Raw genomic sequence first — 25,810 nt, 5'->3', positions numbered from 1 at the left:
CTCAAAATCGTTGCGCTGACAAATTTGACGCATAGCGGCTGCGATAATCGGCGATTCCGGCTAACTTCTTCTCGATTTAGTTAGCCATGCATATCTTAAAATATTCAAACGATGGAATTCACCTTTGCGCTCGACCGCTTCGAGCAACTCGTCTATACGCAACAGTATGCACAGGCCTCGGCCCAGCTTATCGCCGGGCTGGCGCTTCTTCAGGGTAAGCGCGGCGAGCTGGACGGCAGCTTCAGCGCTTCAGGCATGATCGACCTGCTTCCCCACGAGCAACGCAAGCGCTTCTGCACGCGTCTCGCGAGCGCGGTTTCCACGTTGTTCGCCGACCCGGATTTCCAGCCGTCTGCCGAGTGCGTCAGATTGCTTCTCACGCTGCATGAATGGATGGGCCTGCTGTTCTCCACCACAGCGTTCGGCAACGCCGACCATGTCGCCTGCCGTCTGAATCCCCGTGGTCAGGCGGACACACAGTTTCTGCCCGGGGACAGCTTTATCGAGAAGCTGTGCGTGCTCTATTCGACCGAATCCGAACTGGAACTCGACTTCGCCGCGCTCTGGGCGTACGACAAAACCATTGCCGCCTGCCTCGCCCTCGTCTTGCTGGCGCCGGTCTTCAAGGGTTCGGCGAGCGCGCACGGCAAGCGCGAAGCACTACTGGAATGGCTGCCGGGCAAGCTGCAACAAATCGACGACCTCGACGCCCTGCCAACCGCCTTGCTGCACAACGCATACATGTTCTGCAGCTACGCCGACACGCCGCAGCGGCATGCGATCAAGCGGGACATCAATGTGCTGGTGCGCCGCAAGCTGACGCAACTGGGCCTGACCGACCTGCCCGCGCCGAAGCAGACGCCTGCCGGGGCGCGCACGCAGCGCGGCAAGAAGCCGCTGATGGTCGTCGTGCTGGAGTGGTTCAGCGGCGCGCACTCGATCTATCGCACGCACTCGCGCACGCTCGAAGCGGCGCGCGAGCATTTCGAGGTGGTGGGCTTCGGCTTCGGCTATGCGCTCGACGACGCCGGGCGGGCGATCTTCGACCGCTTCATCGAGCTCGCGCAGCCGGACTATGTCGGCGAATGCCTGAAAACGATTCGCGACTTTGCCGAGGCCGAACAGCCGGACGTGCTGTATATGCCCAGCGTCGGGATGTTCGTGCTAACGGTGTTCATGTCGAACCTGCGCGTTGCACCGTTGCAGATCGCGGGGCTCGGCCACCCCGCCACCACGCACTCCGACAAGATCGACTACATCAGCGTGGAGGAAGACTATGTCGGCGATCCCGCCTGCTTCAGCGAACGCCTGATGAAACTGCCGAAGGACGGCCAGCCATATCGGGCATCGCTTGCGCTGCCCGATATCGTCGCGCGGACGCCGGCGCGGCGCGACACGCTCCAGGTGATCGTGACCGCCAGCGCGATGAAGCTCACCCCCGGCTTTCTCGATGCTTGCCGCGAGATCGGCATGCGCGCCGCGACGTCCGTCGAGTTTCACTTCATGACCGGCGTGCCCTCCGGTCTGCCGTTCGACCGGATCCGCGACGTTGTCGGACGCGCGCTGCCGGGCGCCGTCGTGCATGGTTTTCACGATTACGCAGCCTATCTGGCGCGCGTCAATCAGTCCGATCTGTTCCTCAGCCCGTTTCCGTTCGGCAATACCAACGGTATCGTCGATGCACTCACGCTTGGCTTGCCCGGTGTCTGCAAGCGCGGGCCGGAAGTGTTCGAGCGGATCGACGGCGCGCTATTCGAGCGCGTGGGCATGCCGTCGTGGACCACCGCCGGCAGCGTCGAGGCTTACATCGCCGCGGCCGTGCGGATGATCGACGAGCATGATGAACGCACCGCGTTGCGCCGGCGCCTGATCGATACGCGGGCCGTGGAGCGCTGCTTCGAAGGACAGCCGCAGGCGTTCGGCGAAAGCGTGCTGAAACTGGTGTGCGAAAACAAAAGCCGCCGTGTGGAGGCGGCGGCTTGAGGTTTATCCGGAACTGGTCAGATCCGGCCGTGCTCGCTGAGCACTGAAATGCGCACTGAACTGAGCACTGAACTGCGCAATAAGCTGAGCACTGCGCGGAACACCAGGAGCAGCATTGAGCGCGGCGGGAAGCACTATTCGACAGCTTCGCTGGCGCCTTCATCAGACGGCGCAGCCAGCGAAGCCGGCGCCAGCCAGCTGAATACGCTCAGCGCCGAACCGTGGAACGTGCACTCGGCGGCCGCCGCCTTGACGACCTTCTTCGGCTTGGCGGGTTTGAGCGAGACCGCTTCTGCCCCGGAGGCGGAAGCCGCCGACGCGGCAACGCTCGCCGATGCCCCCGCAACACCCGAAGCACCGGAAACAGCAGCCGCTGCAGAAGCCGCTAGCGCGCCCGACGCCGCCGCGTGAGGCGCATGCGCCACCTGTGCGGTGGAAGCGGTGGAAGCGGTAGAAGCGGTGGAAGCGGTAGAAGCCGTGGAAGCGGCCGCAGTCGCGGACGCTGCCGAGGCTGCCGCGACTTCCGAAGCCGTCATCACATGCTCGATCGCCCCTTCGACGACCACCCGCGAGCCGTCGATGCCGGCACCCGTATGGGCGATCTTCAGCGTATCCGACGACGTTTCAGCCAGCTTGCTTCGCATCAACTGCTCGCACGCATCCGAGTTCTTGTAGACGGCCGTGCAGGCGGCCAGCAGCGCGGCAGCGGTCGTGACGCAGGCGATAGAGAGAATCCGAATCTTCATTGATGTTCCGTTTTTCAGGCCGTCGGCAATTGTAGCGTACGGGCTCGCCGACCGGCACCGACCGGCACCGCGCTCCTGCCTCTGATCCTGCTGGTGATCGGCGTCTCGGTGATCGCGCAGAACGATACGCTGCGGATCGTGTTCGGCATCTGAAGCATATCGTTATAGCGATTCCCGATTTCTTTCCGGCCCGAACGCGTCCGATAATGAGGATCATGAACGCCCACTCCGCTCCCCAAACCCGCATGCGGCGTCGCACGCTCACGGCATTAAGCGCCGCGCTGCTGCTGGCAGCATGCGCCGCACCGACAGCATCGACGTCTTCAGCCGCGCCCGATCCTGTTTCGCTCGACGCAGCCATTGCCGGGCCGCAGCGCAGCGACGCCGCCCGCGCACGCGACGTGTACCGTCATCCGAAGGAAACGCTGCAATTCTTCGGGGTCGCGCCGTCGCAGAGCGTGCTCGAAATCGCGCCGGGCGGCGGCTGGTACACGGACATCCTCGCGCCCTATCTGCGCGACCACGGCAAGCTATACGAAGCGCAATACGACAGCCCGCTCGCGTCGGCGGCGCAGGAAGAACAGGCGGGACGGGCGGCGTTCGCGCGCAAGCTGGCGGCCACGCCCGCCGTCTACGGCAACGTGGTGGTCGGCACGCTGCGCGCGGGCCAGTTCAGCGGGTTTCCGGCGGATGGCAGCGTCGATCAGGTGCTGACATTCCGCAATATCCACAACTGGATCAAGGACGGCCAGATCGACGCGAATCTGCGCGCCTTCTACGCGGCGCTGAAGCCGGGCGGCATCCTCGGCGTCGAAGAGCATCGCGCGGCGCCAGGCACCTCGTTGCAGCAGACCATCGACACCGGCTACGTGACCGAAACCTACGTGATCGAACATGCGCGCGCGGCGGGCTTCGAATTGCTCGGCAAGAGCGAAGTAAACAGCAATCCGCGCGACACCAAAAATTACCCGGACGGCGTGTGGTCGCTGCCGCCCACGTACGAGGGCAGCGACGTCGATCGGGCGAAATACGCGGCGATCGGCGAATCGGATCGCATGACCTTGCGGTTCGTGAAACCGAAGTAACGGGCGATCTGGCTCGGCGCTTGACGCGATCCCAATAATGTGGTCCTATTGCGCACTATGTACCGCGCCCAGACCCTCCTATCGCTACTACTAGCCCGCTCTACCGGGCTAGGTCTGCTGCTGCGCGCTTCCATCTGAAACACCCGAAGCACCGCTCAATTCCCCAGTAACTGACCCAGCCCCGGTTCCAGACCGGCGGCTATGCTTTTGTCTTTTCGTCGTCCGGTCGACTACCAGCTTGTCGAAACCCAGGATGACGAAAATGTTGAAAAACCCTGCTCTCAAATATCGATCGTTCAAACCCGTCAATTTGACGGACCGCCAGTGGCCGTCGCGCACCATCACGCGCCCGCCAATCTGGATGAGCACCGACCTGCGCGACGGCAACCAGTCCCTGTTCGAGCCGATGAACGCAGAGCGCAAAATGCGCATGTTCAAGACACTGGTGCAGATCGGTTTCAAAGAAATCGAAGTTGCGTTTCCGTCGGCCTCGCAGACCGACTTCAATTTCGTGCGCGAACTGATTGAAGGCGGCCATATTCCCGACGACGTCACCATCGAAGTCTTAACGCAGGCGCGCGACGATCTGATCGAACGCACTTTCGAATCGCTGCGTGGCGTGCCGCGCGCCATCGTTCACCTGTACAACGCGACTGCGCCTGAGTTCCGGCGCATCGTCTTCGGCCTGGAAATGAGCGGCGTGAAGACGCTTGCGCAAGATGCCGCGCGCACCATGAAGCGTCTCGCCGATGCCACGCCTGAAACGCACTTCACGTTCCAATACAGCCCGGAAGTGTTCAGCGGCACCGAGCTCGAATTCGCGAAGGAAGTATGCGATGCGGTATTCGATATCTGGCAGCCGACGCCTGAGCACAAAGCGATCGTCAACTTGCCCGCGACCGTGGAAATGTCGACGCCGAATGTCTACGCGGATCAGATCGAATGGATGCACCGCAATCTCGCGCGACGGGATTCGCTGATCGTGTCCGTCCATCCGCATAACGACCGCGGTACCGCGGTGGCCGCCGCCGAGCTCGCGGTGATGGCCGGCGCCGATCGTATCGAAGGATGCCTGTTCGGCAACGGCGAGCGGACCGGCAACGTGGACCTCGTGACGCTCGCATTGAATCTGTACACGCAGGGTATCGATCCCGGTCTCGACTTTTCGAACATCAACGAAGTCGCGCGCACCGCCGAGGAATGCACGCAGTTGCCGGTGCATCCGCGTCATCCGTATGTCGGCGATCTGGTGTTCACCGCGTTCTCCGGCTCGCATCAGGACGCCATCAAGAAGGGCTTTACTGCCCAACAACCCGATACGATCTGGGAAGTGCCTTATCTGCCGATCGATCCCAGCGATCTTGGGCGAACCTACGATTCGGTCATTCGCGTAAATAGCCAGTCCGGCAAGGGCGGCATCGCGTACCTGCTCGAGCAGGGTTACGGGGTCGTGTTGCCGCGGCGCCTGCAGGTCGATTTCAGCTCCGCCGTGCAACGCTATACCGACGACAGTGGGCAGGAAGTCACGCCCTCACAGATTTGGGAGCTGTTCCAGCAGGAGTATGTTCGGAACGATTCGCCCGTGCGGTATGTCGGGCATAGTCTGTCCGAGCGCGGCGATCGTGAACATATCAAGCTCTCGGTCGAGATCGATGGCTCGCGGCGCGTCTTGAGCGGTGAAGGGAACGGTCCTCTCGATGCGTTGATGCATGCGATGGGTGTGCCTGTGCGAATTCAGCACTATGAAGAGCGGGCTTTGGGTCAGGGTGCCGATGCTCGGGCTATCGCCGTCGCTGAGATGGCTGGTGCCGATGTCGCGGGTAGCGCGTTTGGGGTTGGGGTCGATGCAAATCTGGTGACCGCTTCTATTCGGGCGGTTATTAGCGGAGTCAATCGTGCGTACACACGGTGTGATGCTGCTGCGCGGGAGCGGTTTTTTGAAGTGGCTTTGAATGGGGAAGTTGCTCAGGAAGCGGTTTGATCCAGCGGTCTTTGTTCTGATGGGGGGCGTTTCGACGCCCCCCTTTACCCTATCGGGTCCACTCGTCCGGCAAGCTGTGCGTGAGCGTCGAAACGAAGCGCGCCGTTTCCTCTTCACGCGGACGCATGAAGACATCGCGCGACGCTCCCGCCTCCACCACGACGCCGTTATTCAGGAACACCACGTCGCGCGCAATCGTCGCGGCGAGCCGCAGGTCGTGTGTCGCCATCAGCATCGTCATGCCTTCCCTGGCGAGTTGCTTGAGTACCTCCACCACTTCCGCGGCGAGGCCGGGGTCCAAAGCGGAGGTCGGCTCGTCGCACAACAGCACTTCCGGCGACGGCGCCAACGCTCGCGCAATCGCCACGCGTTGCTGCTGTCCGCCAGACAGCGTCGCGGGCCACACGTCCGCTTTGTGCGCGATGCCGACCTTCTCCAGCAATTCGTCCGCCCGTGCATGGGCTTTTTCCTTGTCCCACTTCAGCACGGTCAACAGGCCTTCCATCACGTTCTGCCGCACGGTCAGGTGCGGAAACAGCTGGAAGTTCTGAAACACCATGCCGGTACGGCGGCGGATCGTCAGCACCGCCTCGCGCGATGGCTTGTACTCGCGGCTGAATTCGAGCCGCTGATCGCCGAGCTCGAGCGTGCCGGCCTCGGGAATTTCCAGCAGATTCACGCAGCGCAGCAGCGTGCTCTTGCCACTGCCCGATGGGCCGATCAACGCGGTGACGTTGCCCTGCGCCAGATGCAAATCCACCGAATTGAGCACCCGGTGGCCGCTGAAATACTTGTCGATTTTCTCCAGCCGGATCATCAGTTGCCTGCCTGGAAAAGTGCGTGACGGCCGAACTTGCGCTCGAGCCTGACTTGCGCCGACGACAACACCGAACTGAACACCAGATAAACCAGTGCCGCCTCGGTATAGAGAATCAGCGGCTCATAGGTCACCGACGCAATCCGCTGCGCGGCCTGGAAGACTTCGGGCACGGTCAGCACGGCGGCTAACGAGGTGTCCTTCACCAGCGCAATGAACGAATTCGACAACGGCGGCAGCGCAACCCGCGCCGCTTGCGGCAGGATTGCGCGGCGCAGCGCCTGCGCACGCGTCATCCCCATCGAATACGCCGCCTCCCACTGCCCTTTCGGAATCGATTCGATCACGCCGCGAATCACTTCGGAGTTGTACGCGCCGACGTTCAGCGAAAAACCGATGATCGCCGCCGTCAGCGGATCGAGCACGATGCCTACGTTGGGCAGTCCGTAGAAGATCACGAACAGCTGTACCAGCAGCGGTGAGCCGCGAAACAGCCATACGTAGAAGCGCACGATCGCCACCGCCGACGGCGGTCCGAACAGCCGGACCAGCGCGATGATGAACGCGAGCGCAAGCCCGATCGCGAACGATGCCAGCGTGAGCGGCACGGTGAACACGAGCCCCGCGTACAGCAGGGGCCACAGCGACTGCGCCATCAGATGCAACCAGGCCGGCATGATTCAGACTCGCACGTGACGCTTATTGGGAAACGTCTTTGCCGAAGTACTTCTGCGAGATCTTCCCGTAGGTGCCGTCTTTCCTGATGTCGGCGAGCGCCTTGTTGATCGCCGCCTGCAACTCCGGATTGCCCTTGCGAATGAGCACGGCGGACTTGTCGCTGCTGTCGGAGGACGTATCGAGCGCGGCGATCTTCACCTTCGCGTCCGGCTTGTGCTTCTTGAAGTCGAGGAACGACAGCGAATCGTTGACGGTCGCCTCCACCCGGCCCGAGGTCAGCAGATCGATCGATTCGTTAAAGCCCTGCACGGGGACCACGTCCGCACCGTGCGCCGCCGCGATCTTGCCGAAGTTGCTGGTCAGCGTATTGGCCGACTTCTTGCCCTTCAGGTCGTCGAAGGTCTTTATCGTATTGTTGTCCGAGCGCACGATCAGCGCCGCGTGCGACGTGATGTACGGGTCCGAGAAATCGTACTTGGCCTTGCGCGCGTCGGTCACCGCGACTTCGTTGATCACCGCGTCGTAGCGGTTCACGTCGAGGCCGGCGATCAGGCCGTCCCACTTGCCTTCGACGAACTCCGGCTTGACGCCGAGACGCTGCGCGATCGCCGTGCCGATCTCCACGTCGAAGCCGGTCAGCTTGCCGGATTCATCGTGATACGTGAACGGCGCATAGGTGCCTTCGGTGCCGATCTTGAACACGCCGGCGGATTTGATCTGCGCGAGTTCGTCGGCGGCGAATGCAGAGCTCACGCTCACCGCTTGCAGCAGCGCAATCAGCAGAATGGAACGAATCGACTTCATCTGGTGGCTCCGTAATGTTTGCTATGTCAGTTGCCTGGTCTTGTGTACGGCACTTTCAGCCGGCCATCGAGCCCGGCGGAGTGGGCGGACTGTAGCAAACGGTTCGTGTTTTTACAAAGGATCAGGTTTCCGATCAATATGCGCTTGGGTGCTAAGCGGACAGCCAAGGCATCCGATGCGGCGCGGAAATCGACTCTACAGCAGATGAGACAGGTGCGGCATGCATCGCAACACGGACACGTGCCGGGCGCCATCGGGGAAAACGCGAGAGGTGTGCCGCCGCGGCGAACGCGCGGCGTTGAAAACCGGGCGGCGCGAGAGGCCGCCCGCCTGATTGCAAACCGCTTACCGTTCCACCGGATGCGGCTCCTTGAGCTTGTTGGCCACCCGGATCGCATCGAAGTAAGCCGGATTCGGCGGTCGCTTCAGATAACGCCCAGCGCCGCGCACCGCCCGCAACTCTCCATCGGTCCACGCCAGCGCGCCGCGCGTCAGCGTATGCATCGCCACGCCCTGCACCGTCATCCCTTCGAACACATTGAAGTCGACCTTCTGGTGATGCGTGTTCACCGAAATGGTTTTGCTCGCCGCCGGATCCCACACCACCAGATCGGCATCCGCGCCGACCTGTACCGCGCCTTTACGCGGATACAGATTGAAGATCTGCGCGGCGTTGGTCGAGGTGATACGCACGAATTCGTTCGGCGTGAGACGCCCCGAGTTCACGCCGTGATGCCAGAGCACCGCCATCCGGTCTTCGACGCCGCCACAACCGTTCGGGATCTTCGTGAAGTCCTCGCGGCCCATTGCTTTCTGCGACGCGCAGAACACGCAGTGGTCGGTCGCCGTGGTATGCAGCTGTCCCGCTTGCAGGCCGCGCCACAATGCCTCGCGATGCTCGGCGGAACGGAACGGCGGGCTCATTACGTGCGCCGCCGCCCGGGTCCAGTCGGGATCGCGATACACCGCTTCGTCGATCACCAGGTGGCCCGGCAGCACTTCGCCGAATACGCGCAGGCCTTCGCTGCGGGCTCGCGCGATGGCATCGACCGCGTCTTTGGCCGATACGTGGACGATATACACGGGCACGCCAAGCACTTGCGCGATACGGATCGCGCGATTGGCCGCCTCGCCTTCCACTTCGGGCGGCCGGGACAACGGATGCGCCTCCGGACCTTTGAAGCCTTTCGCCAGCAACTGACGCTGCAACTGGAACACCAGTTCGCCGTTTTCCGCATGAACGGTGGGCAGCGCGCCGAGCTCGAGCGAACGCGAGAAGCTGTTCACCAGCACTTCGTCGTCGGCCATGATCGCGTTCTTGTAGGCCATGAAGTGCTTGAAGCTCGACACGCCGTGTTCGTGCACCAGCGTGCCCATGTCGCGATAGACCGAGTCGTCCCACCACGTTACCGCCACATGAAAGCCGTAATCCGCCGAGGCTTTTTCAGCCCAGCCGCGCCATTCCCTGAAGGCGTCCATCAACGGTTGCTTCGGGCTCGGAATCACGAAATCGATGATGCTGGTCGTGCCGCCGGATAAGCCCGCCGCCGTGCCGGTATAGAAATCGTCGCTGGCCGTGGTGCCCATGAACGGCAATTCCATATGCGTGTGCGGATCGATGCCGCCGGGCATCACGTACTGCCCGCCCGCATCGACGATCGTGGCGCCCGCCGGCGCCTCCAGGTCCACGCCGATTTGCAGGATCGTGCCGCCGTCTTGCGGGTCCGCACACAACACGTCCGCACGATAGGTGCGCTCCGCGTCGATGACTGTGCCGCCGCGAATCAGGGTCGTCATGTTGCCGCCTCCTTATCAACTGCTGGTTTCAGTGTTACGTATTTCATCTGCTTCATGAGTCTGCTTCATGGGCCTGCTTCATGGGCCTGCTTCATGGGCCTGCTTCATGGGCCTGCTTCATGGGCCTGTTTCGTGGGCCTGTTTCGTGGGCCTGTTTCGTGGGCCTGCTTCGTGGGCCTGCTTCACAAGCCTGCTTCAAAGCCGGTTCACGCGCTCGCCACTCGCGCACTCGGTCCCTTGCTGAACTTCATCCACGCGCTATATACGATCGAAGCCAACGCGAGTCCGACAAACCACGCATACGTATAGAGCGTATTGAAGAACGCCGGCACATTCGGAAACGCTGCCGGAAATGCGGTATGCAGGAAACCCGGCAAATTCGGCAGAACGCCGACCAGCAACGCGACCACCGCGCCGATATTCCAGCCGCCCGTGTAGCTGTACTCGCCGTTTTCGTCGAACAGTTCGCGCGCATCGAGCCGGGTGCCGCGAATCAGGAAGTAATCGACCATCAGAATGCCCGCCACCGGCCCGAGCAACGCCGAGTAGCCGACCAGCCACGTGAAGATATAGCCTTGCGTGGTGGCGAGAATCTTCCACGGCATCATCACGATGGCGATCGTGGCGGTTATCATGCCGCCCGTGCGATACGAAATGCCCTTCGGCCACAGGCTGGAGAAATCGTAGGCAGGGCCGACCAGGTTTGCCGCGAGATTGCAGGACATCGTATCGAGCGTCAGGATGAGCAGCGCGAGGCCGACGCCGATGCCGGTCATGCGGCTCGTCAGATCGATCGGGTCCCAGATCGCCTTGCCGTAGATCACGACGGTCGCCGACGTCACCACCACCGAAATCACCGAGAGCAGCGCCATCGGCACCGGCAAGCCGATCGACTGGCCGACGACCTGGTCACGCTGCGATCGGGCAAAGCGCGTGAAGTCCGGAATATTCAGTGCAAGCGTGGCCCAGAAGCCGACCATCGCCGTGAGCCCCGGCCAGAACGTCGCCCAGAAGAGCCCTTCCTTTTTGCCGCCGGCGACGAACTGCGACGGCGCCGACAGCATCGTGCCAAGGCCGCCCGCTTTCGAGGTCGCCCACCAAACCAGCGCAATACACATCACGATCTTGATCGGCGCGGACCAGCTTTCGAGCCAGCGGATCGAATCGGTGCCGTGCACGATGAAGTAGATCTGCAACGCCCAGAAGGCGAGAAAGCACACCAGTTGCGCGAGCGAGATGTCTAGAACCGGCAGCGCCGCGCCGTGCAGCGCGTTGCCGGTGAGAATGTTCAGCAGCGTATAGATCGCGCTGCCGCCGAGCCACGTCTGAATGCCATACCAGCCGCACGCGACGATCGCCCGCAGCATGGCCGGCAGTTTGGCGCCTTGCGTGCCGAACGACGAGCGCACCAGCACCGCATACGGAATGCCGTGCTTCGCGCCCGCATGGCCGATCAGCAGCATCGGCACCAGCACGATCAGATTGCCGAGCAATACGGTCAGCACTGCCTGCCACGGCGACATGCCCTCTTCCGTCAAACCGGCGGCGAGCATGTACGACGCGATGTTCATCACCATCCCCACCCAGAGCGCGGCGAAGTGATACCACTTCCATGTGCGCTGCGCGACGCCGGTCGGCGCGAGGTCGTCGTTATAAAGACTGCTGCCCTGCGCGCCGGCCGCAAAGTGCGGTTCAGCGGGTTGCGCTGTCTGCTTCATCGAAAGATCTCCACTGGATCGTTGAGGCCCGCGCATCTTCTGGTGGCGCGTCAGGCCGTTTGGGGAAAACAAGGGTTCAGTACAAACGCATCGATCGTTTTTATAGGGACTTCATGTTCATGTTTCAGGCTGCTTTCGCCGCTGCCGCATCAGCCTGTGCTTGCACGGCAGCGTCCGCCGTTTCCGCGATTTCTGACGTTCCGCTCTCGCCGGCAGTCACGCGCGACGGATTGTTCGGATGCGTGGTCCAGTTCGCATACTCGCCGTTGTCCACGCGCTCCATCGTGATGCATTCTTCGACGGGGCACACGTGCATGCACAGATTGCAGCCGACACATTCGGAGTCCATCACTTCAAAATGCCGGACGCCATCTTTTTCTTTCATGATCGCCTGGTGCGCAGTGTCTTCGCAGGCGATGTGGCACAGGCCGCACTGGATGCACTTGTCCTGATCGATGCGCGCCTTGATGTCGTATTTGAGGTTCAGGTACTTCCAGTCGGTGACGTTCGGCACCGCGCGGCCGCGAATATCGTCGAGCGTCGCGTAGCCTTTTTCGTCCATCCAGTTCGACAGGCCGTCGGCGAGATCGGCAACGATCCGGAAACCGTAGTGCATCGCCGCCGTGCAGACCTGTACGCTACCCGCGCCGAGCACCATGAATTCAGCGGCATCGCGCCAGTTCGAAATACCGCCGATGCCGGAAATCGGCAGATTCGGCGTTTCCACGTCGCGCGCGATTTCGGCGACCATGTTCAGCGCGATCGGCTTCACCGCCGGGCCGCAATAGCCGCCGTGCGTGCCTTTGCCGTCGACCATCGGCAAGGGCGACATCGCGTCGAGGTCGACGGCGACGATCGAGTTGATCGTGTTGATCAGCGACACGCCGTCCGCGCCGCCTTTATAGGCCGCACGCGAACCGAGGCGAATGTCGCTGATATTCGGCGTGAGCTTCACCAGGCAGGGCAGCTTCGTGCCTTCCTTGACCCAGCGCGTGACCATCTCGACATACTCGGGCACCTGCCCGACCGCCGCGCCCATGCCGCGTTCGCTCATGCCGTGCGGACAGCCGAAATTCAGCTCGACCGCATCCGCGCCGGTGTCCTCGACGAGCGGCAAGATCCATTTCCAGTCGCGCTCGTTGCACGGCACCATCAGCGAGACGATCAGCGCTCGGTCCGGCCAGTCGCGTTTGACTTGCGTGATTTCGCGCAGGTTGATGTCGAGCGGACGGTCGGTGATCAGCTCGATATTGTTCAGCCCGGCGATGCGCTGACCGTTCCATTGCACCGCGCCGTAGCGCGAGCTGACGTTCACCACATGCGGGTCGAGACCCAGCGTCTTCCACACCACGCCGCCCCAGCCCGCTTCGAACGCGCGGTTCACGTTATAGGCTTTGTCGGTCGGCGGCGCGGAAGCGAGCCAGAAAGGATTCGGCGACGTAATGCCGGCAATCGTACAGCGCAGATCGGCCATGTTCGGCTCCTTGGGGACAGCTGTTTTTTGTCTGGGTGCGGCGGTGAGCTTGTTGGCCCCTTATTGAGCCAACCAAGTGCCAACTAAGTGTCAACCAAGCGCCAACTAAGCGGCTTTGACGGCCGTGCGGGCGAACAAAGCGTCGATCGCGGCCGCGGCGACCTTGCCGTCCTGCACCGCTTGCACCGTGAGATCGACGGCGCCGGTGGCCGCGCAATCGCCGCCTGCCCACACATCCGGCAACGAGGTTTGCCCGTTTGCATCGACCGCGATGCGGTTGCCATCCAATGTCAAAAGCTCGCGCTCGATGCCGACCGGCACCAGCGTCTGGCCGATCGCCTTGAGCACCATGTCGGCTTCAATCACGAAGCGTTCCTGATTGCCCTCGCCCGACGTGCGTTCGAATTCGACGCCCGTTACCACTCCGCCAACGCCCAGCAAACGCGTCGGTTTCGCATGCGTAATGAGCGTGACGCCGTTGGTCTGCGCGAATTCACGCTCGGCCCACGTCGCGCTCATCGACTCGACGCCGCGCCTATACACCATCGCCACCGACGTCGCACCAAGCTTGTGGCTCTGCACCGCCGCATCCACGGCCGTATTGCCGCCGCCGATCACGACGACGCGCCGGCCCACCGGCACCGTGCCGAAATCCCTTGCGGTGCGCACCTGTTCGATGAAATCCACTGCGTTCATCACGCCGCTCAGGTCCTCGCCTTCCATTGCCAACGCGCGCACGCCGCTGAGGCCGATCGCGAGAAACACCGCGTCATGTTCGTGGCGCAGCGTGTCGAGGCTCACGTCACGTCCTAGCGCCACGCCGTTTTTGATTTCGATGCCACCGACCGAGCACAGCCATTCCACTTCGCGCTGCGCAAAATCATCCACGGTTTTATAAGCGGCGATGCCGTATTCGTTGAGACCACCCGCCTTTTCGTGAGCGTCAAACACGGTCACGGAGTGGCCTGCCAGCGCGAGGCGCTGCGCACAAGCGAGTCCCGCCGGCCCCGCGCCGACCACGGCGACATGCCGGCCCGTTTCGGCCGCGCGCTTGAACAGCACCTCGCCGCGCGCCATCGCCCAATCGGTCGCATGACGTTGCAGCGCGCCGATCGCCACTGGCTTCGCGTCCTGATGGTTGCGCACGCAAGCGCCTTCGCAAAGAATTTCGGTCGGGCAAACGCGCGCGCACATGCCGCCCATTGGATTGGCCGACAGAATGTCGACGGCCGCGCCTTTCAGATTGCCGTTGCTGATCTTGCGAATGAAGCCTGGAATGTCGATTTGCGTCGGACACGCCTGCACGCAGGGCGCGTCGTAACAGTAGTGACAACGGCTCGCGGCCGCGGCCGCGGCGCTCGCGTCGAGCAACGGCGCGATGTCGGCGAACTCGCACGAGAGCTGATCGGGCGACAGACGCTGAGCGGCAATGTCGCCGGTTTGCTTGATGGCCATACACGTTCCTTCGTCGATGTGAGGACGTAGCCGTACCTGCCGGCTGCGAGAGACGCTGAGCCGGGACGGCGTGATTTATGGGCAATACGGTGAGGCTGGTGAGTCGACAGCTACCACTGAAGCGTTATGAAACCGGCTCGCACGCGCGCTCCAGCATCGCATGCAGCAACACGTTGGCGCCCGCCTCGATCCATTCGAAGGTGGCGTCCTCGATCTCGTTGTGACTGATTCCGTCGATGCAAGGCACGAACACCATCGAAGTCGGCGCGACTTGCGACAGATAACAGGCGTCGTGTCCCGCACCGGAAACCATGTTGCGATGCGGATAGCCGAAACGTTCGGCCGCGGCGCGCACGGACTTCACGCAGGCTTTGTCGAAAGCGACCGGTGCGTAGTAAAAGATCTGCTCGAGTTCGGTTTCCAGGCCGCTGCCGCCCGCAATCTTTGCCACGCCTTCGCGCAACGCGGCATCCATCTTCGCGAGCACCGCATCGTCCGGATGACGGAAATCGACGGTGAAAAACACACGGCCTGGTATCACGTTGCGCGAGTTCGGATAGACCTGCATCATGCCGACCGTCGCGCAACCGAACGGCGCGTTGTCGAGGCCGATGCGGTTGACCAGATCGACCACGCGCGCGGCGCCTAGCAACGCGTCGCGACGGCGCGGCATCGGCGTCGGACCCGCATGCGCTTCCTGCCCCGTCAGCGTGATTTCGTACCAGCGCTGACCTTGCGCATCGGTCACGACGCCAATGGTCTTCTGCTCCGCTTCGAGAATCGGCCCTTGTTCGATGTGCAATTCGAACGCCGCATGCAGCGGACGCCCCCCGCACGGCAGATCGCCCGCATAGCCGATGCGTTCGAGTTCCTCACCGATCGTCTTGCCGTCCACGTCCTTGCGCGAAAGGCCGTAGTCCAGCGTGAAGACGCCGGCGAATACGCCTGAAGCAACCATCGCCGGCGCGAAGCGCGAGCCTTCCTCGTTAGTCCAGATCACCACCTCGACCGGATGCTCGGTCTCGATGCCGTGATCGTTCAGGCTGCGGATCACTTCGAGCCCGCCCAGCACACCGTAAATGCCGTCGAAGCGGCCGCCGGTCGGCTGGGAATCCGCGTGCGAACCGGTCATCACCGGCAATGCATCGGGGTTGCGCCCGGCGCGGCGCATGAACACATTGCCCATCTGATCGACCGAGACCGTGCAACCCGCATCCTTCGCCCAACTGACGATCAGATCGCGCCCCTGCTTGTCGAGATCGGTGAGTGCAAGGCGGCAGACACCGCCTTTCGGCGTCGCGCCGATTTTCGCCATCGTCATCAGGCTGTCCCACAACCGCTTGCCGTCGACCTCGATCGACGTAGCGGGTTCAGCGTCCCCCAAGGGGACTTCCTTCGGTGCGCCCCCCAAGAGGACTTCCTTCGGGGCGTGCTTCTGCGCTTCGGATCCCGCGTTCATTCGTCTCGCTCCTTTCGGTGAACCGACATGAAACTGGTGCATCGGCGGCGGGTTTTGGGGCGTGGCCGCACGGCGGCGGTGCACACTCGATGCCTTCGATCGCCTCTTATACAGAGGGCAAACCCTGGGGCATCGCCCGCTCTCTCAATCCTGTCCAGTTGGACAGGTTGTAGACGATTAAACCCGCCAAATCAATGCTTTTCGTACGGTAGGAAACATAGCGAGAAGCGTGCCATTGCGTTGCAGCATGCGCTTATCGCGCGCCGCGAATGCTTGTGCCCATCAGCGTCCAAGCGACTAGAATGAAGCGCGACGCGGCGCACATGCCGCTCAAGGCGAACATGAGAGACGACGACGTGGCGGCCGACATCACCGAAAGCGACGAAATAAACGAAGCAACCCGCGCACCTTTGCGGCGGCGCAAGGCGCACATTCGCGAGTCGAATGAAGCGCATCTTCTGGCCTGCGCCGAAGCGGTTTTCGCGGAGCGGGGACTCGACGGCACCAGCACCGCGATGATCGCCGAACGTGCAGGCTTACCGAAAGCCAACCTGCATTACTACTTCCCGACCAAGCTCGCGCTGTATCGGCGCGTGCTCGAAGATCTGTTCGAAGACTGGTATCGCGCCGCCGATACGTTCGAATGCAGCGACGACCCCGTCGAAGCGATCGGCGGGTACGTGCGCGCGAAAATGGAATTGTCGCGCCGCCGGCCGCTCGGCTCGAAGGTGTGGGCAAGCGAGATCATTCACGGCGCGGAGCATATGCAGGACATCCTCACCGGGCGCGTGAAGCCGTGGCTCGACAGCCGCGTGACGGTGATCGACAGCTGGATCGCGCGCGGCCTGCTCGCGCCCGTGGACGCGCAAACGCTGATGTACATGATCTGGGCGACCACCCAGCATTACGCCGACTTCGACGCGCAGATTCGCGCGCTCAAAGGAAAGCGCGCGCTGTCGCAGAAGGCGTTCGAGGCGACGACGGAGGAAGTCGTGCAGCTGGTGATTCGGGCGTGCGGGGCGGTGTCGCCGGCGCAAACAGATATGCCATCAAAGAAATGACCTCTTTACTATAGTCATATAAGGCTATAATTATGCCTATAGGCAAATGACTATAGGAAAAATCATGCAAGGCAATCTGGTATCGAAGTCCGAATTCAAAGCGAAAGCCCTCGAATTCTTCAGGCAGGTCGAGTCATCCGGTGAAAGCGTCATCGTCACCGACCACGGCAAACCCGCGCTTGAAGTGCGGCCCTATCGCGGCGTGGAGCGCAGCCCGCTCGATGTGCTGCGCGGTTCAGTCGTGCGCTACGACAATCCCACCACCCCAGTCGGAGAGGATGACTGGGAGGCGGCGCAGTGATCGTTCTGGACACACATACACTGGTCTGGTGGGTCACCGGCGATCCGACGTTGAGCAAGAAAGCTAAGGCTGCCATTGCACACGAAATGGCCGGCGGCGAAATCATCGTCTCGGCGATTTCCGCGTGGGAAATCGCCATGTTGGTGGAACGGGAAAAACTCGTACTCTCAATGGATGTCAGCAGTTGGCTCGCCACGGTTTCGGCCATCGAGGCAGTACGTTTCGTACCGGTCGATGTGGAAATCGCAATAAAATCAGTCGATCTTCCCGGCGAATTTCATAAGGATCCTGCCGACCGGATGATCGTCGCGACTGCTCGCAAGTTTGCGGTCCCGCTGGTAACAAAGGACGAAAAAATTCGCGCTTACTCGCACGTTAAAACCGTCTGGTAAAGCAATGCCGGGCCCGCATCCGTGCAGGCCCGTTCCCGGCGAGACGAACAACCAGTCAATACGTCTCCAGATGCAACCGCCCTTCCCGCTTCAGCTTCACCCACAGCGCTTCCCAATCCATCTGGTACTGCTCGCCGATTTCCTTGAGCGCCTGCAGCACGCCGTCTTCCATGCCCTTCAACCCGCACACGTAGATATGCGTGTTGTCGTCCTTGAGCATGTGCGCGACGTCGGCCGCGCGTTCGCGCATCGCGTCCTGCACATAACGCTTGGGCTGCCCCACTGTGCGCGAAAACGCCAGAGTGGTATCGATGAAGTCTTTCGGCAGATTCGTCAACGGGCCAAAGTACGGCAGTTCCTCTTTCGTGCGCGCGCCGAAAAACAGCATCAGCTTGCCGGTTGCGCCTTTCAGACGCCGCCGCCGGCGATACTCGGTCATCGCGCGCATCGGCGCTGAACCGGTGCCCGTGCAAATCATCAGCAGATGCGAGTTCGGATGATTCGGCATCAGAAAGGTGCCGCCGAACGGCCCGATCACCTTGACCACGTCGCCCTTCTTCAGCTCGCACAGATAGTTCGAGCACACACCGTCGATGGCGTCGCCATGCTCCTGGCTCACGCGCTTCACGGTCAGCGAGACGTTGTTGTAGCCGGGACGCTCGCCGTCGCGGGGGCTCGCAATCGAATATTGCCTCGCATGATGCACGCGGCCGTCGGCGGTCGAACCCGGCGGCAGAATGCCGATCGATTGACCCTCCAGCACCGGAAACGGCATCGAGCCGAAATCGAGCACGATGTGATGAATGTCGCTATCGGTCGAACTGTCGGTGAGCCGGTAGTTGCCGACCACCGTTGCCGTGGTCGGATCCTTATGCGTGTAGAGATTCACATACGGCTTCGCGGCGGACCACGGCGGCACGACCGAACCGCGCACGGTATCGACTTCGATGCCGCTCGCCTGCGCAGCCGTGTCGCCGGATGCGCCGGTCTCATCCGCGGCGGGCACCGCCATCGTGTTCTGGTCGGGCAACACGTCCCACGTGAACTGCTCCTCGATGGGATACGCATCGGCCTTCAACACAGTGCGCCAGTTGTCGATCGCGCCGGTCGGACACGGCGGCACGCACGCCATGCAGCCATTGCAGATATCCGCCTTGACCACATAGTTGTTCTCGTCGTGCGTGATCGCGTCGACCGGGCAAGTCTCTTCGCACGTATTGCAGCGAATGCAGATTTCCGGATCGATCAGATGCTGCCTGAGAACCTCGATCGATACTGGACCGTTCATGACTTCCTCCACCTTAAATTCGTGCGAATACGACGCTGCACGTCCGGGCATCGTGCTCAGTTAAAGCGCACGTATTCGAAATCGATCGGCTGACGATTCACCCCCATCGCTGGCGGTGCGATCCAGTTCGCGAACTTGCCGGGCTCTGTGACGCGGCCCATCAGCGAGGCGACAAACGCGCGGTCTTCCGGGGTCGCGAGCCACTTCGCTTCGTTGGCGGCCCATTCCGTCTCGCTGATGACGCGGCCGTCCGGCGATACACGAGTGCCCGCAAACGTGCCGATCTGCCGGTTGAATGCTTTATGCGGTACGGTCATGCGGAAATCGATGCCGGCTTTTTCCAGCACCTTGTTCCAGCGCCCGACGCCCGCCACCGAGTCCTTGATGTAATCGTCGCGCAGCACTTCGTTCATGGCGTTGAGCATCGGCACTTCGCGCTCGACGAGTTTGCCGTCCTGCACGTCGAGCAACTTGTAGCTCTGGCCGTTCAGTCGATGATCGTCGTCGCGCTTGCCTTCTTCGTAGCGGCCCTTCAGACCCGAGCTGTAGAACGTGGCGGCATTGGACGAATGATCGGCGCCGAACAGGTCGATCGTCACCGAGTAATGGAAGTTCAGATAGCGCTGGATGGTCGGCAGATCGATCACACCTGCCGCGCGAATCTTGCTGACGTCGTCCGTGCCCAGTTCGTTCATCACCTGCGCGGTGCGCTGGATCACGCGCGACACGCCCGATTCGCCGACGAACATATGATGCGCTTCTTCGGTCAGCATGAACTTCGTGGTGCGCGCGAGCGGATCGAAACCCGACTCGGCAAGCGCCGACAACTGGAACTTGCCGTCGCGATCGGTGAAGTACGTGAACATGTAGAACGCGAGCCAGTCCGGCGTTTTCTCGTTGAATGCGCCGAGAATGCGCGGATTGTCTTCGTCGCCCGAACGGCGGCCGAGCAATGCCTCGGCTTCCTCACGGCCGTCGCGGCCGAAGTAGCGATGCAGCAGATACACCATCGCCCACAGATGGCGCCCTTCTTCCACGTTCACCTGGAACAGGTTGCGCAGGTCATACATCGAAGGCGCGGTCAGGCCGAGGTGCCGCTGCTGCTCGACCGAGGCCGGTTCCGTATCGCCTTGCGTGACGATAATGCGGCGCAGATTCGCGCGATGCTCGCCGGGCACGTCCTGCCACGCGGCCTCGCCCTTGTGCTCGCCGAAATGAATCTTGCGGTCCTGCTCGCCGGGCGTGAGGAAAATGCCCCAGCGATAGTCCGGCATCTTCACATGGTCGAAATGCGCCCAGCCGCCCGCATCGACGCTCACTGCCGTGCGCAGATACACGTCATAGCCATGCGAGCCTTCCGGGCCCATATCGCCCCACCACGACAGAAAATTCGGCTGCCATTGTTCGAGCGCGCGTTGCAGCGCACGGTCGTCGGCGAGATTGACGTTGTTCGGAATCTTTTCGCTGTAGTTGATCGTTGACATGGTCGGTTCCTTGGTCGCTTCCGTGGTCGGTTCCCGGACGGGAAACAGCAGTGCTTAAGGGTGAGAGGCGCGTGTCAGGCAGTTGGCGTTGCGTCGCGGCGATCAGGTCCAAACGTGCTTCGATCGCCTATCAATCGCGTATCAAACGCGCGAGACGTCGAATTGCGCCTTGCTGCCCTTGCCGTACACCTTGAGCGCGCCCTTCTCGCCCACCGCGTTCGGCCGGTTGAAGATCCAGTTCTGCCAGGCGGTGAGACGGCCGAAGATGCGCGTCTCCATCGTTTCCGGCCCGTTGAAGCGCAGATTCGCTTCGAGACCGGTCAACGCATCCGGCGACATCGCCGCGCGCTCTTCGAGCGCGATACGGATTTCGTCGGCCCAATCGATATCGTCGGGCGATGCGGTCACGAGCCCCAGACGTTCGGCTTCGACCGGTTTGATCGCCTGACCGATCTTCGAGCGCACGGCGTCGAGTGGGCCGGCTTCTTCATAGAAGCGGCGCGCGAGACGCGATTGTTGCGTCACCATCGGATAGAGGCCGAAATTGACTTCCGAAAGCTTGATCACCGGCTCTTCGTCTTCATTGCCCGGCAGCGCGGCCATATAAGTGCGGTCGGCGGCGAAGGCGAGTTCCGCGAACGTACCCGCAAAGCACGAACCCGGCTCGATCAGCGCGAACAGCGAGCGCGACGACACGTCGATGCGCGCCAGCGTGCGGCGCAGCAGGCCGATCGTCTCGCGCACGAACCAGTGGTTCTTGTGTTGCATCAGCACGGCGTCCGCGGCGAGCACGTTGCGCGCATCGCCTTCTGTCTTGAAGACCCACGTGCCGACCTCGAGCTCGTTGGTGCGCATCGACAGAATCGCGTCGTCCAGTTCGCGGGCGAATTGCAGCGGCCACCAGTTCGCGCCTGCAGCGACGATTGCGTCGATGTCAGCAGGTTGTTCCGCTTGCGGCGCTTTGGCGGTAAACGTAGCGATGCGCCTGGAACGATCGATCGTGACGTCGAGCGTTTTGTAGGTGAGGCCGTCGTCGCGATCGGTGCGCTCGACCCGCGTCAGCGTCACGCCCCGCTCGTCGGACGGGCGATCGCTTTGCGCGGCAAGTTCGAGTGCGCGGGCCTGGATCGCCTGATCGAACTGGTTCGGCTTCACGACTTCGTCCACCAGACGCCATTCTTTCGCGCGTTCGCCGCGAATCCCTTCGACCACCGTGCAGAAAATGTCGGCACGGTCGTGGCGTACGCGGCGCTTGTCGGTCACGCGCGTCAGGCCGCCCGTACCAGGCAGCACGCCAAGCAGCGGCACTTCCGGCAACGACACCGACGACGAGCGGTCATCGACCAGATAGATTTCGTCGCAAGCCAGGGCGAGTTCATAACCACCGCCGGCGCACGCACCGTTCACGGCAGCGAGAAACTTCAGGCCAGAATGACGCGACGAGTCTTCCAGACCGTTGCGCGTCTCGTTGGTGAACTTGCAGAAGTTGACCTTCCACGCGTGGGTCGACAGACCCAGCATGAAGATGTTGGCGCCCGAGCAGAACACGCGGTCCTTCAGGCTCGTCAGCACGACCGTCCTGACTTCGGGATGCTCGAAACGGATGCGCTGTATCGCGTCATGCAGTTCGATATCGACGCCGAGGTCATACGAATTCAACTTCAGCTTGTAGCCGTCGCGAATCCCGCCGTCCTCGGCGATATCGATGCCGAGCGTCGCGACGGGACCGTTGAAAGTCAGCTTCCAGTGCTTGTACTGCGAGGGATCGGTGCGGTAATCGACCGGCGCGATAGCGGTTTCTGCTGTGGACATGGGGCGTCTCCTGACTGGACGAAGCAAAACTTGTTTTTTGAACAATAGTGCATCGTCATACCCATGTAAAGCACTTTAGTGCATGTTTGCTAGTAAACCCTGGCGCGCGGCTGCACTTCAGCTTACCCGTGCGTCGTCCGGCGTTTCGGCCGCGAGCCTTGCCGCAAGCCGGTCGCGCAATTGCAGGTAGGCGTCGGCGAGGGTTTTCTCGCTGGTGTCGAAGCTCATGTCGGCGCGGCCATATAGCTCGCTGCGCCCGGCCAGGATGCGCTTCAGGTCGTCCATCGCCTCCTTGTTACCCGACATCGGCCGCAGATCGCCTTGCGCGACCACCCGGCGCATATGCTCTTCCGGCGTGGCTTGCAACCACACCGTGAAGCAGTGCGAGAGCAGCGCGTTGAAGGTGCCCGATTCCGACACCAGGCCGCCGGGCGACGCGATCACAGCGCGCTCGTGCTCCTGAATCACCGCCTCGAGCGCGCGGTGCTCATAGCGCCGATAAGCGCTTGCGCCATAGAGCGAATGAATCTCCGACGGCGGACAGCCCGCGAGTTGCTCGATCACGCGCGTCAGCTCGACGAACGGCACTTTGCGCTCCTGCGCCAGCATTCTGCCGAAGGTGGATTTACCCGCGCCGCGCAGGCCGATCAACGCAATCCGGTCCTTGCGATGCGGGTCGCGCGGCGCTTGCGCGAACATCTCGGCCAGCGCCACGCGGGCACGCCGCAACGCGGCCTGATCGCGTCCTTGCAGCAGTTCGCGGATCAGCAGCCACTCGGCGGAAGCGGTGGTCTCATCGCCGATCACCTCGGCCAGCGGGCAGTTCAGCGTCGCCGCAATCTGCCGCAGCACCAGCACCGACGCATTGCCCACGCCCGACTCCAGATTCGCCAGATGGCGCTCCGACAAGCCGGTCTCAGTCGCCAGCGTCTTGCGGGTCATGCCGCGGCGCGCGCGCAGCAGGCGCACGCGTTCGCCCATCGCAGTCAGAAACGGATCGCGCTCCTCGCGCTCGCCGCCGCGCTCGGCCCCGCTTTCGGCCCGACCTGCGCGGCTCGCGTCTTCACCGGCGGGTTCGTCCAGCGGCGCGGAAGTGTAATTTTGATTCATGTTTATCTACCTCTCGACCACGATATATGTACTATAGTGCTTGACACGCACTGGGTGAACGGTTAATTTTCGCCAAATATTGATCCAATAACAAACGCCGTCGAGATTTTTCGGCGGCGCAACGGAGACGGCGCTCGAACACGCATGAACTAAGGTGCGTGAGCGCGCATATCTGGAGGCTCGCATGTCCCCACATGATTTCCAACGCCTGATTGCGGGCGTGACAGAGCAACTCGCCGGCCGGCCGCTCGACAGTGCACTGGCCACATGGCTGAACGACACCTATCCGGCCGACGGCGCAACCTTCCACGAACTTGCGGAGGCCTGCCGCACAGGCATCGCTGAAGGCTGGCTGTGCAATCGCGAAGGCGGCGGCATCCGCTATGGCCGTATCTTCAAGGCGCTGCCAGACACCCACGGCTTTTCCGTCGACGTGGTCGACATGAAGGATATTGCTGGTCCGCATCACGTTCATCCGCACGGCGAGATCGATCTGATCATGCCGCTCACCGAAGGCGCCACCTTCGACGGCCATCCGGCGGGCTGGTGCGTGTACGGCCCCGGCAGCGCGCATCGTCCGACCGTCGCGAACGGTCAGGCGCTGGTGCTGTATCTGCTGCCGCAAGGCGCGATCGAATTCACTTCTGCCTGACTACCGCGAGATCTGCGCCATGACCGAATTATTGAAGAACTACGTTGCCGGCCAATGGGTCGCGGGCGGCGGCGAAGGCATCACGCTCACCGATCCGGTGACCGGCGAAGAACTCGCGCGTGTCTCGAGCCAGGGCCTCGACCTCGCACAAGCATTCGATTTCGCCCGCGAAACAGGGGGCGCCGCGCTGCGTGCGTTGACCTACTCCGCACGCGCCGCCCGCCTCGCCGACATCGTCAAGCTGCTGCAAACGAAGCGCGACGGCTACTACGAGATCGCTACCGCCAACTCCGGCACCACGCGCAACGATTCGGCGGTCGATATCGACGGCGGAATTTTTACGCTGTCGTACTACGCGAAACTCGGCACGTCGCTCGGCGACGTGCACGCACTGCGCGACGGCAACGCCGTCTCGTTGAGCAAGGATCAAACTTTTAGCGTGCAACACGTGCTCACGCCGACGCGCGGCGTGGCGCTCTTTATCAACGCCTTCAATTTCCCGTCGTGGGGCTTGTGGGAGAAAGCAGCGCCTGCGTTGCTGTCCGGCGTGCCGGTCATCATCAAGCCCGCCACGGCAACCGCGTGGCTCACCCAGCGCATGGTCGCCGACGTGGTCGACGCGGGCATTCTGCCGGCCGGCGCGTTGTCGGTGATCTGCGGCGGTTCGGCGGGTCTGCTCGATCAGGTGCGGGCATTCGATGTGGTGTCCTTCACCGGTTCCGCCGAAACCGCTGCGGCGCTGCGCGCCCATCCGGCATGCGTGCAGCGCGGCGCGCGTCTGAATGTCGAAGCGGACAGTCTGAACAGCGCGATTCTCTGCGCCGATGCAACGCCCGATACGCCGGCGTTCGAGCTCTTCATCAAGGAAGTGGTACGCGAAATGACCGTCAAGTCCGGTCAGAAATGCACGGCGATCCGGCGCGCGTTCGTACCGGAAGCCGCGCTCGAAGCGGTGCTCGATGCGCTCAAAGCGAAACTCGCGAAGATCACGGTCGGCAATCCGCGCAACGACGCCGTGCGGATGGGCTCGCTCGTGAGCCGGGCGCAATACGAGAACGTGCTGGCCGGCATCGCCGCACTGCGCGAGGAAGCCGTGCTCGCGTATGACGGCTCGGCTGTACCGCTCATCGATGCGGACGCAACGATTGCGGCTTGCGTCGCGCCACATCTGTTCGTCGTCCACGATCCGGACAGTGCGACGCTGCTGCACGACGTCGAGGTATTCGGACCGGTGGCGACCGTCGCGCCCTACCGAGTCGCAAGCACCGACGCAAACACCGACGCAAGCACCGACGCAAACGTGCTGCCCGAAGCCCACGCCGTCGCACTCGCGCGACGCGGCCAAGGTTCGCTCGTCGCCTCGATCTATTCGAACGACGATGCGCATCTCGGCCGGCTCGCACTGGAACTCGCCGACTCGCACGGTCGCGTGCACGCAATCTCGCCAGCCGTCCAGCAGAGCCAGACCGGCCACGGCAACGTGATGCCGATGTCGCTGCATGGCGGCCCGGGGCGCGCGGGCGGCGGCGAAGAACTGGGCGGGATTCGCGCATTGGGTTTCTATCACCGGCGCTCGGCCGTTCAGGCATCGAGCGCGGCAATCGACGCCCTGACGCAAACGACGAATTTGCCCACGGTGTAACAGCACCAGGTGCACACAGGCGGCAAGCAAGCATCGAGCGGATCATGAGCACATAACAGCCGGACCGCCCT

21 protein-coding genes are annotated in these 25,810 nt (G+C 62.5%); 8 read left to right on the top strand and 13 right to left on the bottom strand.

Annotation, left to right across the window (positions count from 1 at the left end):
* The first annotated feature begins 111 nt into the window (after nucleotides 1–111).
* Nucleotides 112–1,983, top strand: coding sequence for a glycosyl transferase family 1 (locus tag AC07WT_RS05980; protein WP_494946398.1), 1,872 nt, complete (start codon nucleotides 112–114; stop codon nucleotides 1,981–1,983).
* A 134-nt stretch (nucleotides 1,984–2,117) separates the two neighbouring features.
* On the opposite strand, the gene AC07WT_RS05975 is transcribed toward AC07WT_RS05980, so the two are convergent.
* A complete protein-coding gene (locus AC07WT_RS05975) occupies nucleotides 2,118–2,729 on the bottom strand; it encodes a hypothetical protein (protein ID WP_494946397.1) in 612 nt (203 codons plus the stop codon).
* Nucleotides 2,730–2,944: 215 nt separating this feature from the next.
* Here AC07WT_RS05975 and AC07WT_RS05970 point away from each other — a divergent pair, with 215 nt between their 5' ends.
* Nucleotides 2,945–3,814 (top strand): class I SAM-dependent methyltransferase, encoded by an 870-nt coding sequence (locus AC07WT_RS05970; RefSeq protein WP_494946396.1) that lies wholly within the window; start codon nucleotides 2,945–2,947, stop codon nucleotides 3,812–3,814.
* 262 nt (nucleotides 3,815–4,076) lie between these two features.
* Nucleotides 4,077–5,795 (top strand): 2-isopropylmalate synthase, encoded by a 1,719-nt coding sequence (gene leuA, locus AC07WT_RS05965; protein WP_494946395.1) that lies wholly within the window; start codon nucleotides 4,077–4,079, stop codon nucleotides 5,793–5,795.
* Nucleotides 5,796–5,844: 49 nt separating this feature from the next.
* Here the strand turns inward: leuA and AC07WT_RS05960 are convergent, their stop codons facing one another.
* From AC07WT_RS05960 to AC07WT_RS05925, 8 genes are all read right to left on the bottom strand, one after another.
* Nucleotides 5,845–6,612, bottom strand: coding sequence for an amino acid ABC transporter ATP-binding protein (locus tag AC07WT_RS05960; protein WP_494946394.1), 768 nt, complete (start codon nucleotides 6,610–6,612; stop codon nucleotides 5,845–5,847).
* Nucleotides 6,612–7,289: an amino acid ABC transporter permease gene (locus tag AC07WT_RS05955; RefSeq protein WP_492592016.1), complete on the bottom strand. Its 678-nt coding sequence runs from the start codon at nucleotides 7,287–7,289 to the stop codon at nucleotides 6,612–6,614. The genes AC07WT_RS05960 and AC07WT_RS05955 overlap by 1 nt, the downstream gene beginning before the upstream one ends.
* 22 nt (nucleotides 7,290–7,311) lie before the next feature.
* On the bottom strand, nucleotides 7,312–8,094 hold the full coding sequence (locus AC07WT_RS05950) for an amino acid ABC transporter substrate-binding protein (protein WP_494946393.1): 783 nt from the start codon (nucleotides 8,092–8,094) through the stop codon (nucleotides 7,312–7,314).
* Nucleotides 8,095–8,439: 345 nt separating this feature from the next.
* Nucleotides 8,440–9,891, bottom strand: a complete 1,452-nt coding sequence (gene hydA / locus AC07WT_RS05945; RefSeq protein WP_494946392.1) for a dihydropyrimidinase — start codon at nucleotides 9,889–9,891, stop codon at nucleotides 8,440–8,442.
* A gap of 206 nt (nucleotides 9,892–10,097) precedes the next feature.
* Nucleotides 10,098–11,609: an NCS1 family nucleobase:cation symporter-1 gene (locus AC07WT_RS05940; RefSeq protein WP_494946391.1), complete on the bottom strand. Its 1,512-nt coding sequence runs from the start codon at nucleotides 11,607–11,609 to the stop codon at nucleotides 10,098–10,100.
* 124 nt (nucleotides 11,610–11,733) lie between these two features.
* Nucleotides 11,734–13,083 (bottom strand): NAD-dependent dihydropyrimidine dehydrogenase subunit PreA, encoded by a 1,350-nt coding sequence (preA, locus tag AC07WT_RS05935; protein ID WP_494946390.1) that lies wholly within the window; start codon nucleotides 13,081–13,083, stop codon nucleotides 11,734–11,736.
* Nucleotides 13,084–13,188: 105 nt separating this feature from the next.
* The gene (locus tag AC07WT_RS05930; protein ID WP_494946389.1) at nucleotides 13,189–14,538 is read right to left on the bottom strand and encodes an NAD(P)-dependent oxidoreductase; all 1,350 of its coding nucleotides are present in this window, start codon (nucleotides 14,536–14,538) and stop codon (nucleotides 13,189–13,191) included.
* 124 nt (nucleotides 14,539–14,662) lie between these two features.
* Nucleotides 14,663–15,997, bottom strand: coding sequence for a Zn-dependent hydrolase (locus tag AC07WT_RS05925; RefSeq protein ID WP_494946388.1), 1,335 nt, complete (start codon nucleotides 15,995–15,997; stop codon nucleotides 14,663–14,665).
* A 302-nt stretch (nucleotides 15,998–16,299) separates the two neighbouring features.
* On the opposite strand from AC07WT_RS05925, the gene AC07WT_RS05920 reads away from it, so the two are divergent.
* The 3 genes from AC07WT_RS05920 (at nucleotide 16,300) to AC07WT_RS05910 (ending at nucleotide 17,751) form a co-directional block, all read left to right on the top strand.
* Nucleotides 16,300–17,058, top strand: a complete 759-nt coding sequence (locus tag AC07WT_RS05920; protein ID WP_494946387.1) for a TetR/AcrR family transcriptional regulator — start codon at nucleotides 16,300–16,302, stop codon at nucleotides 17,056–17,058.
* Between the two features lie 64 nt (nucleotides 17,059–17,122).
* Nucleotides 17,123–17,359, top strand: a complete 237-nt coding sequence (locus AC07WT_RS05915) for a type II toxin-antitoxin system Phd/YefM family antitoxin (RefSeq protein WP_494946386.1) — start codon at nucleotides 17,123–17,125, stop codon at nucleotides 17,357–17,359.
* A complete protein-coding gene (locus AC07WT_RS05910; RefSeq protein WP_494946385.1) occupies nucleotides 17,356–17,751 on the top strand; it encodes a type II toxin-antitoxin system VapC family toxin in 396 nt (131 codons plus the stop codon). The genes AC07WT_RS05915 and AC07WT_RS05910 overlap by 4 nt, the downstream gene beginning before the upstream one ends.
* Before the next feature lie 55 nt (nucleotides 17,752–17,806).
* On the opposite strand, the gene boxA is transcribed toward AC07WT_RS05910, so the two are convergent.
* From boxA to AC07WT_RS05890, 4 genes are all read right to left on the bottom strand, one after another.
* Nucleotides 17,807–19,039, bottom strand: coding sequence for a benzoyl-CoA 2,3-epoxidase subunit BoxA (boxA, locus tag AC07WT_RS05905; protein ID WP_494946384.1), 1,233 nt, complete (start codon nucleotides 19,037–19,039; stop codon nucleotides 17,807–17,809).
* Nucleotides 19,040–19,095: 56 nt separating this feature from the next.
* Nucleotides 19,096–20,523 (bottom strand): benzoyl-CoA 2,3-epoxidase subunit BoxB, encoded by a 1,428-nt coding sequence (gene boxB, locus AC07WT_RS05900; RefSeq protein WP_494946383.1) that lies wholly within the window; start codon nucleotides 20,521–20,523, stop codon nucleotides 19,096–19,098.
* Between the two features lie 141 nt (nucleotides 20,524–20,664).
* Nucleotides 20,665–22,335 (bottom strand): 2,3-epoxybenzoyl-CoA dihydrolase, encoded by a 1,671-nt coding sequence (gene boxC / locus AC07WT_RS05895; protein WP_494946382.1) that lies wholly within the window; start codon nucleotides 22,333–22,335, stop codon nucleotides 20,665–20,667.
* A 117-nt stretch (nucleotides 22,336–22,452) separates the two neighbouring features.
* Nucleotides 22,453–23,445, bottom strand: a complete 993-nt coding sequence (locus AC07WT_RS05890) for a helix-turn-helix transcriptional regulator (protein WP_494946381.1) — start codon at nucleotides 23,443–23,445, stop codon at nucleotides 22,453–22,455.
* A gap of 184 nt (nucleotides 23,446–23,629) precedes the next feature.
* Between AC07WT_RS05890 and AC07WT_RS05885 the strand changes: the two genes are divergently transcribed.
* On the top strand, nucleotides 23,630–24,097 hold the full coding sequence (locus AC07WT_RS05885; RefSeq protein WP_494946380.1) for a DUF4863 family protein: 468 nt from the start codon (nucleotides 23,630–23,632) through the stop codon (nucleotides 24,095–24,097).
* 19 nt (nucleotides 24,098–24,116) lie between these two features.
* Nucleotides 24,117–25,739 carry a 3,4-dehydroadipyl-CoA semialdehyde dehydrogenase gene (locus AC07WT_RS05880; protein WP_494946379.1) on the top strand — a complete coding sequence of 541 codons (1,623 nt, stop codon included), beginning with the start codon at nucleotides 24,117–24,119 and terminating at the stop codon, nucleotides 25,737–25,739.
* Nucleotides 25,740–25,810 lie beyond the last annotated feature (71 nt).

Source organism: Paraburkholderia sp. GW821-FHT02A12, from assembly GCF_059422005.1.
The sequence above is the reverse complement of the archived record's forward strand: the minus strand, read 5'-3'. Positions and strand labels throughout refer to the sequence as shown.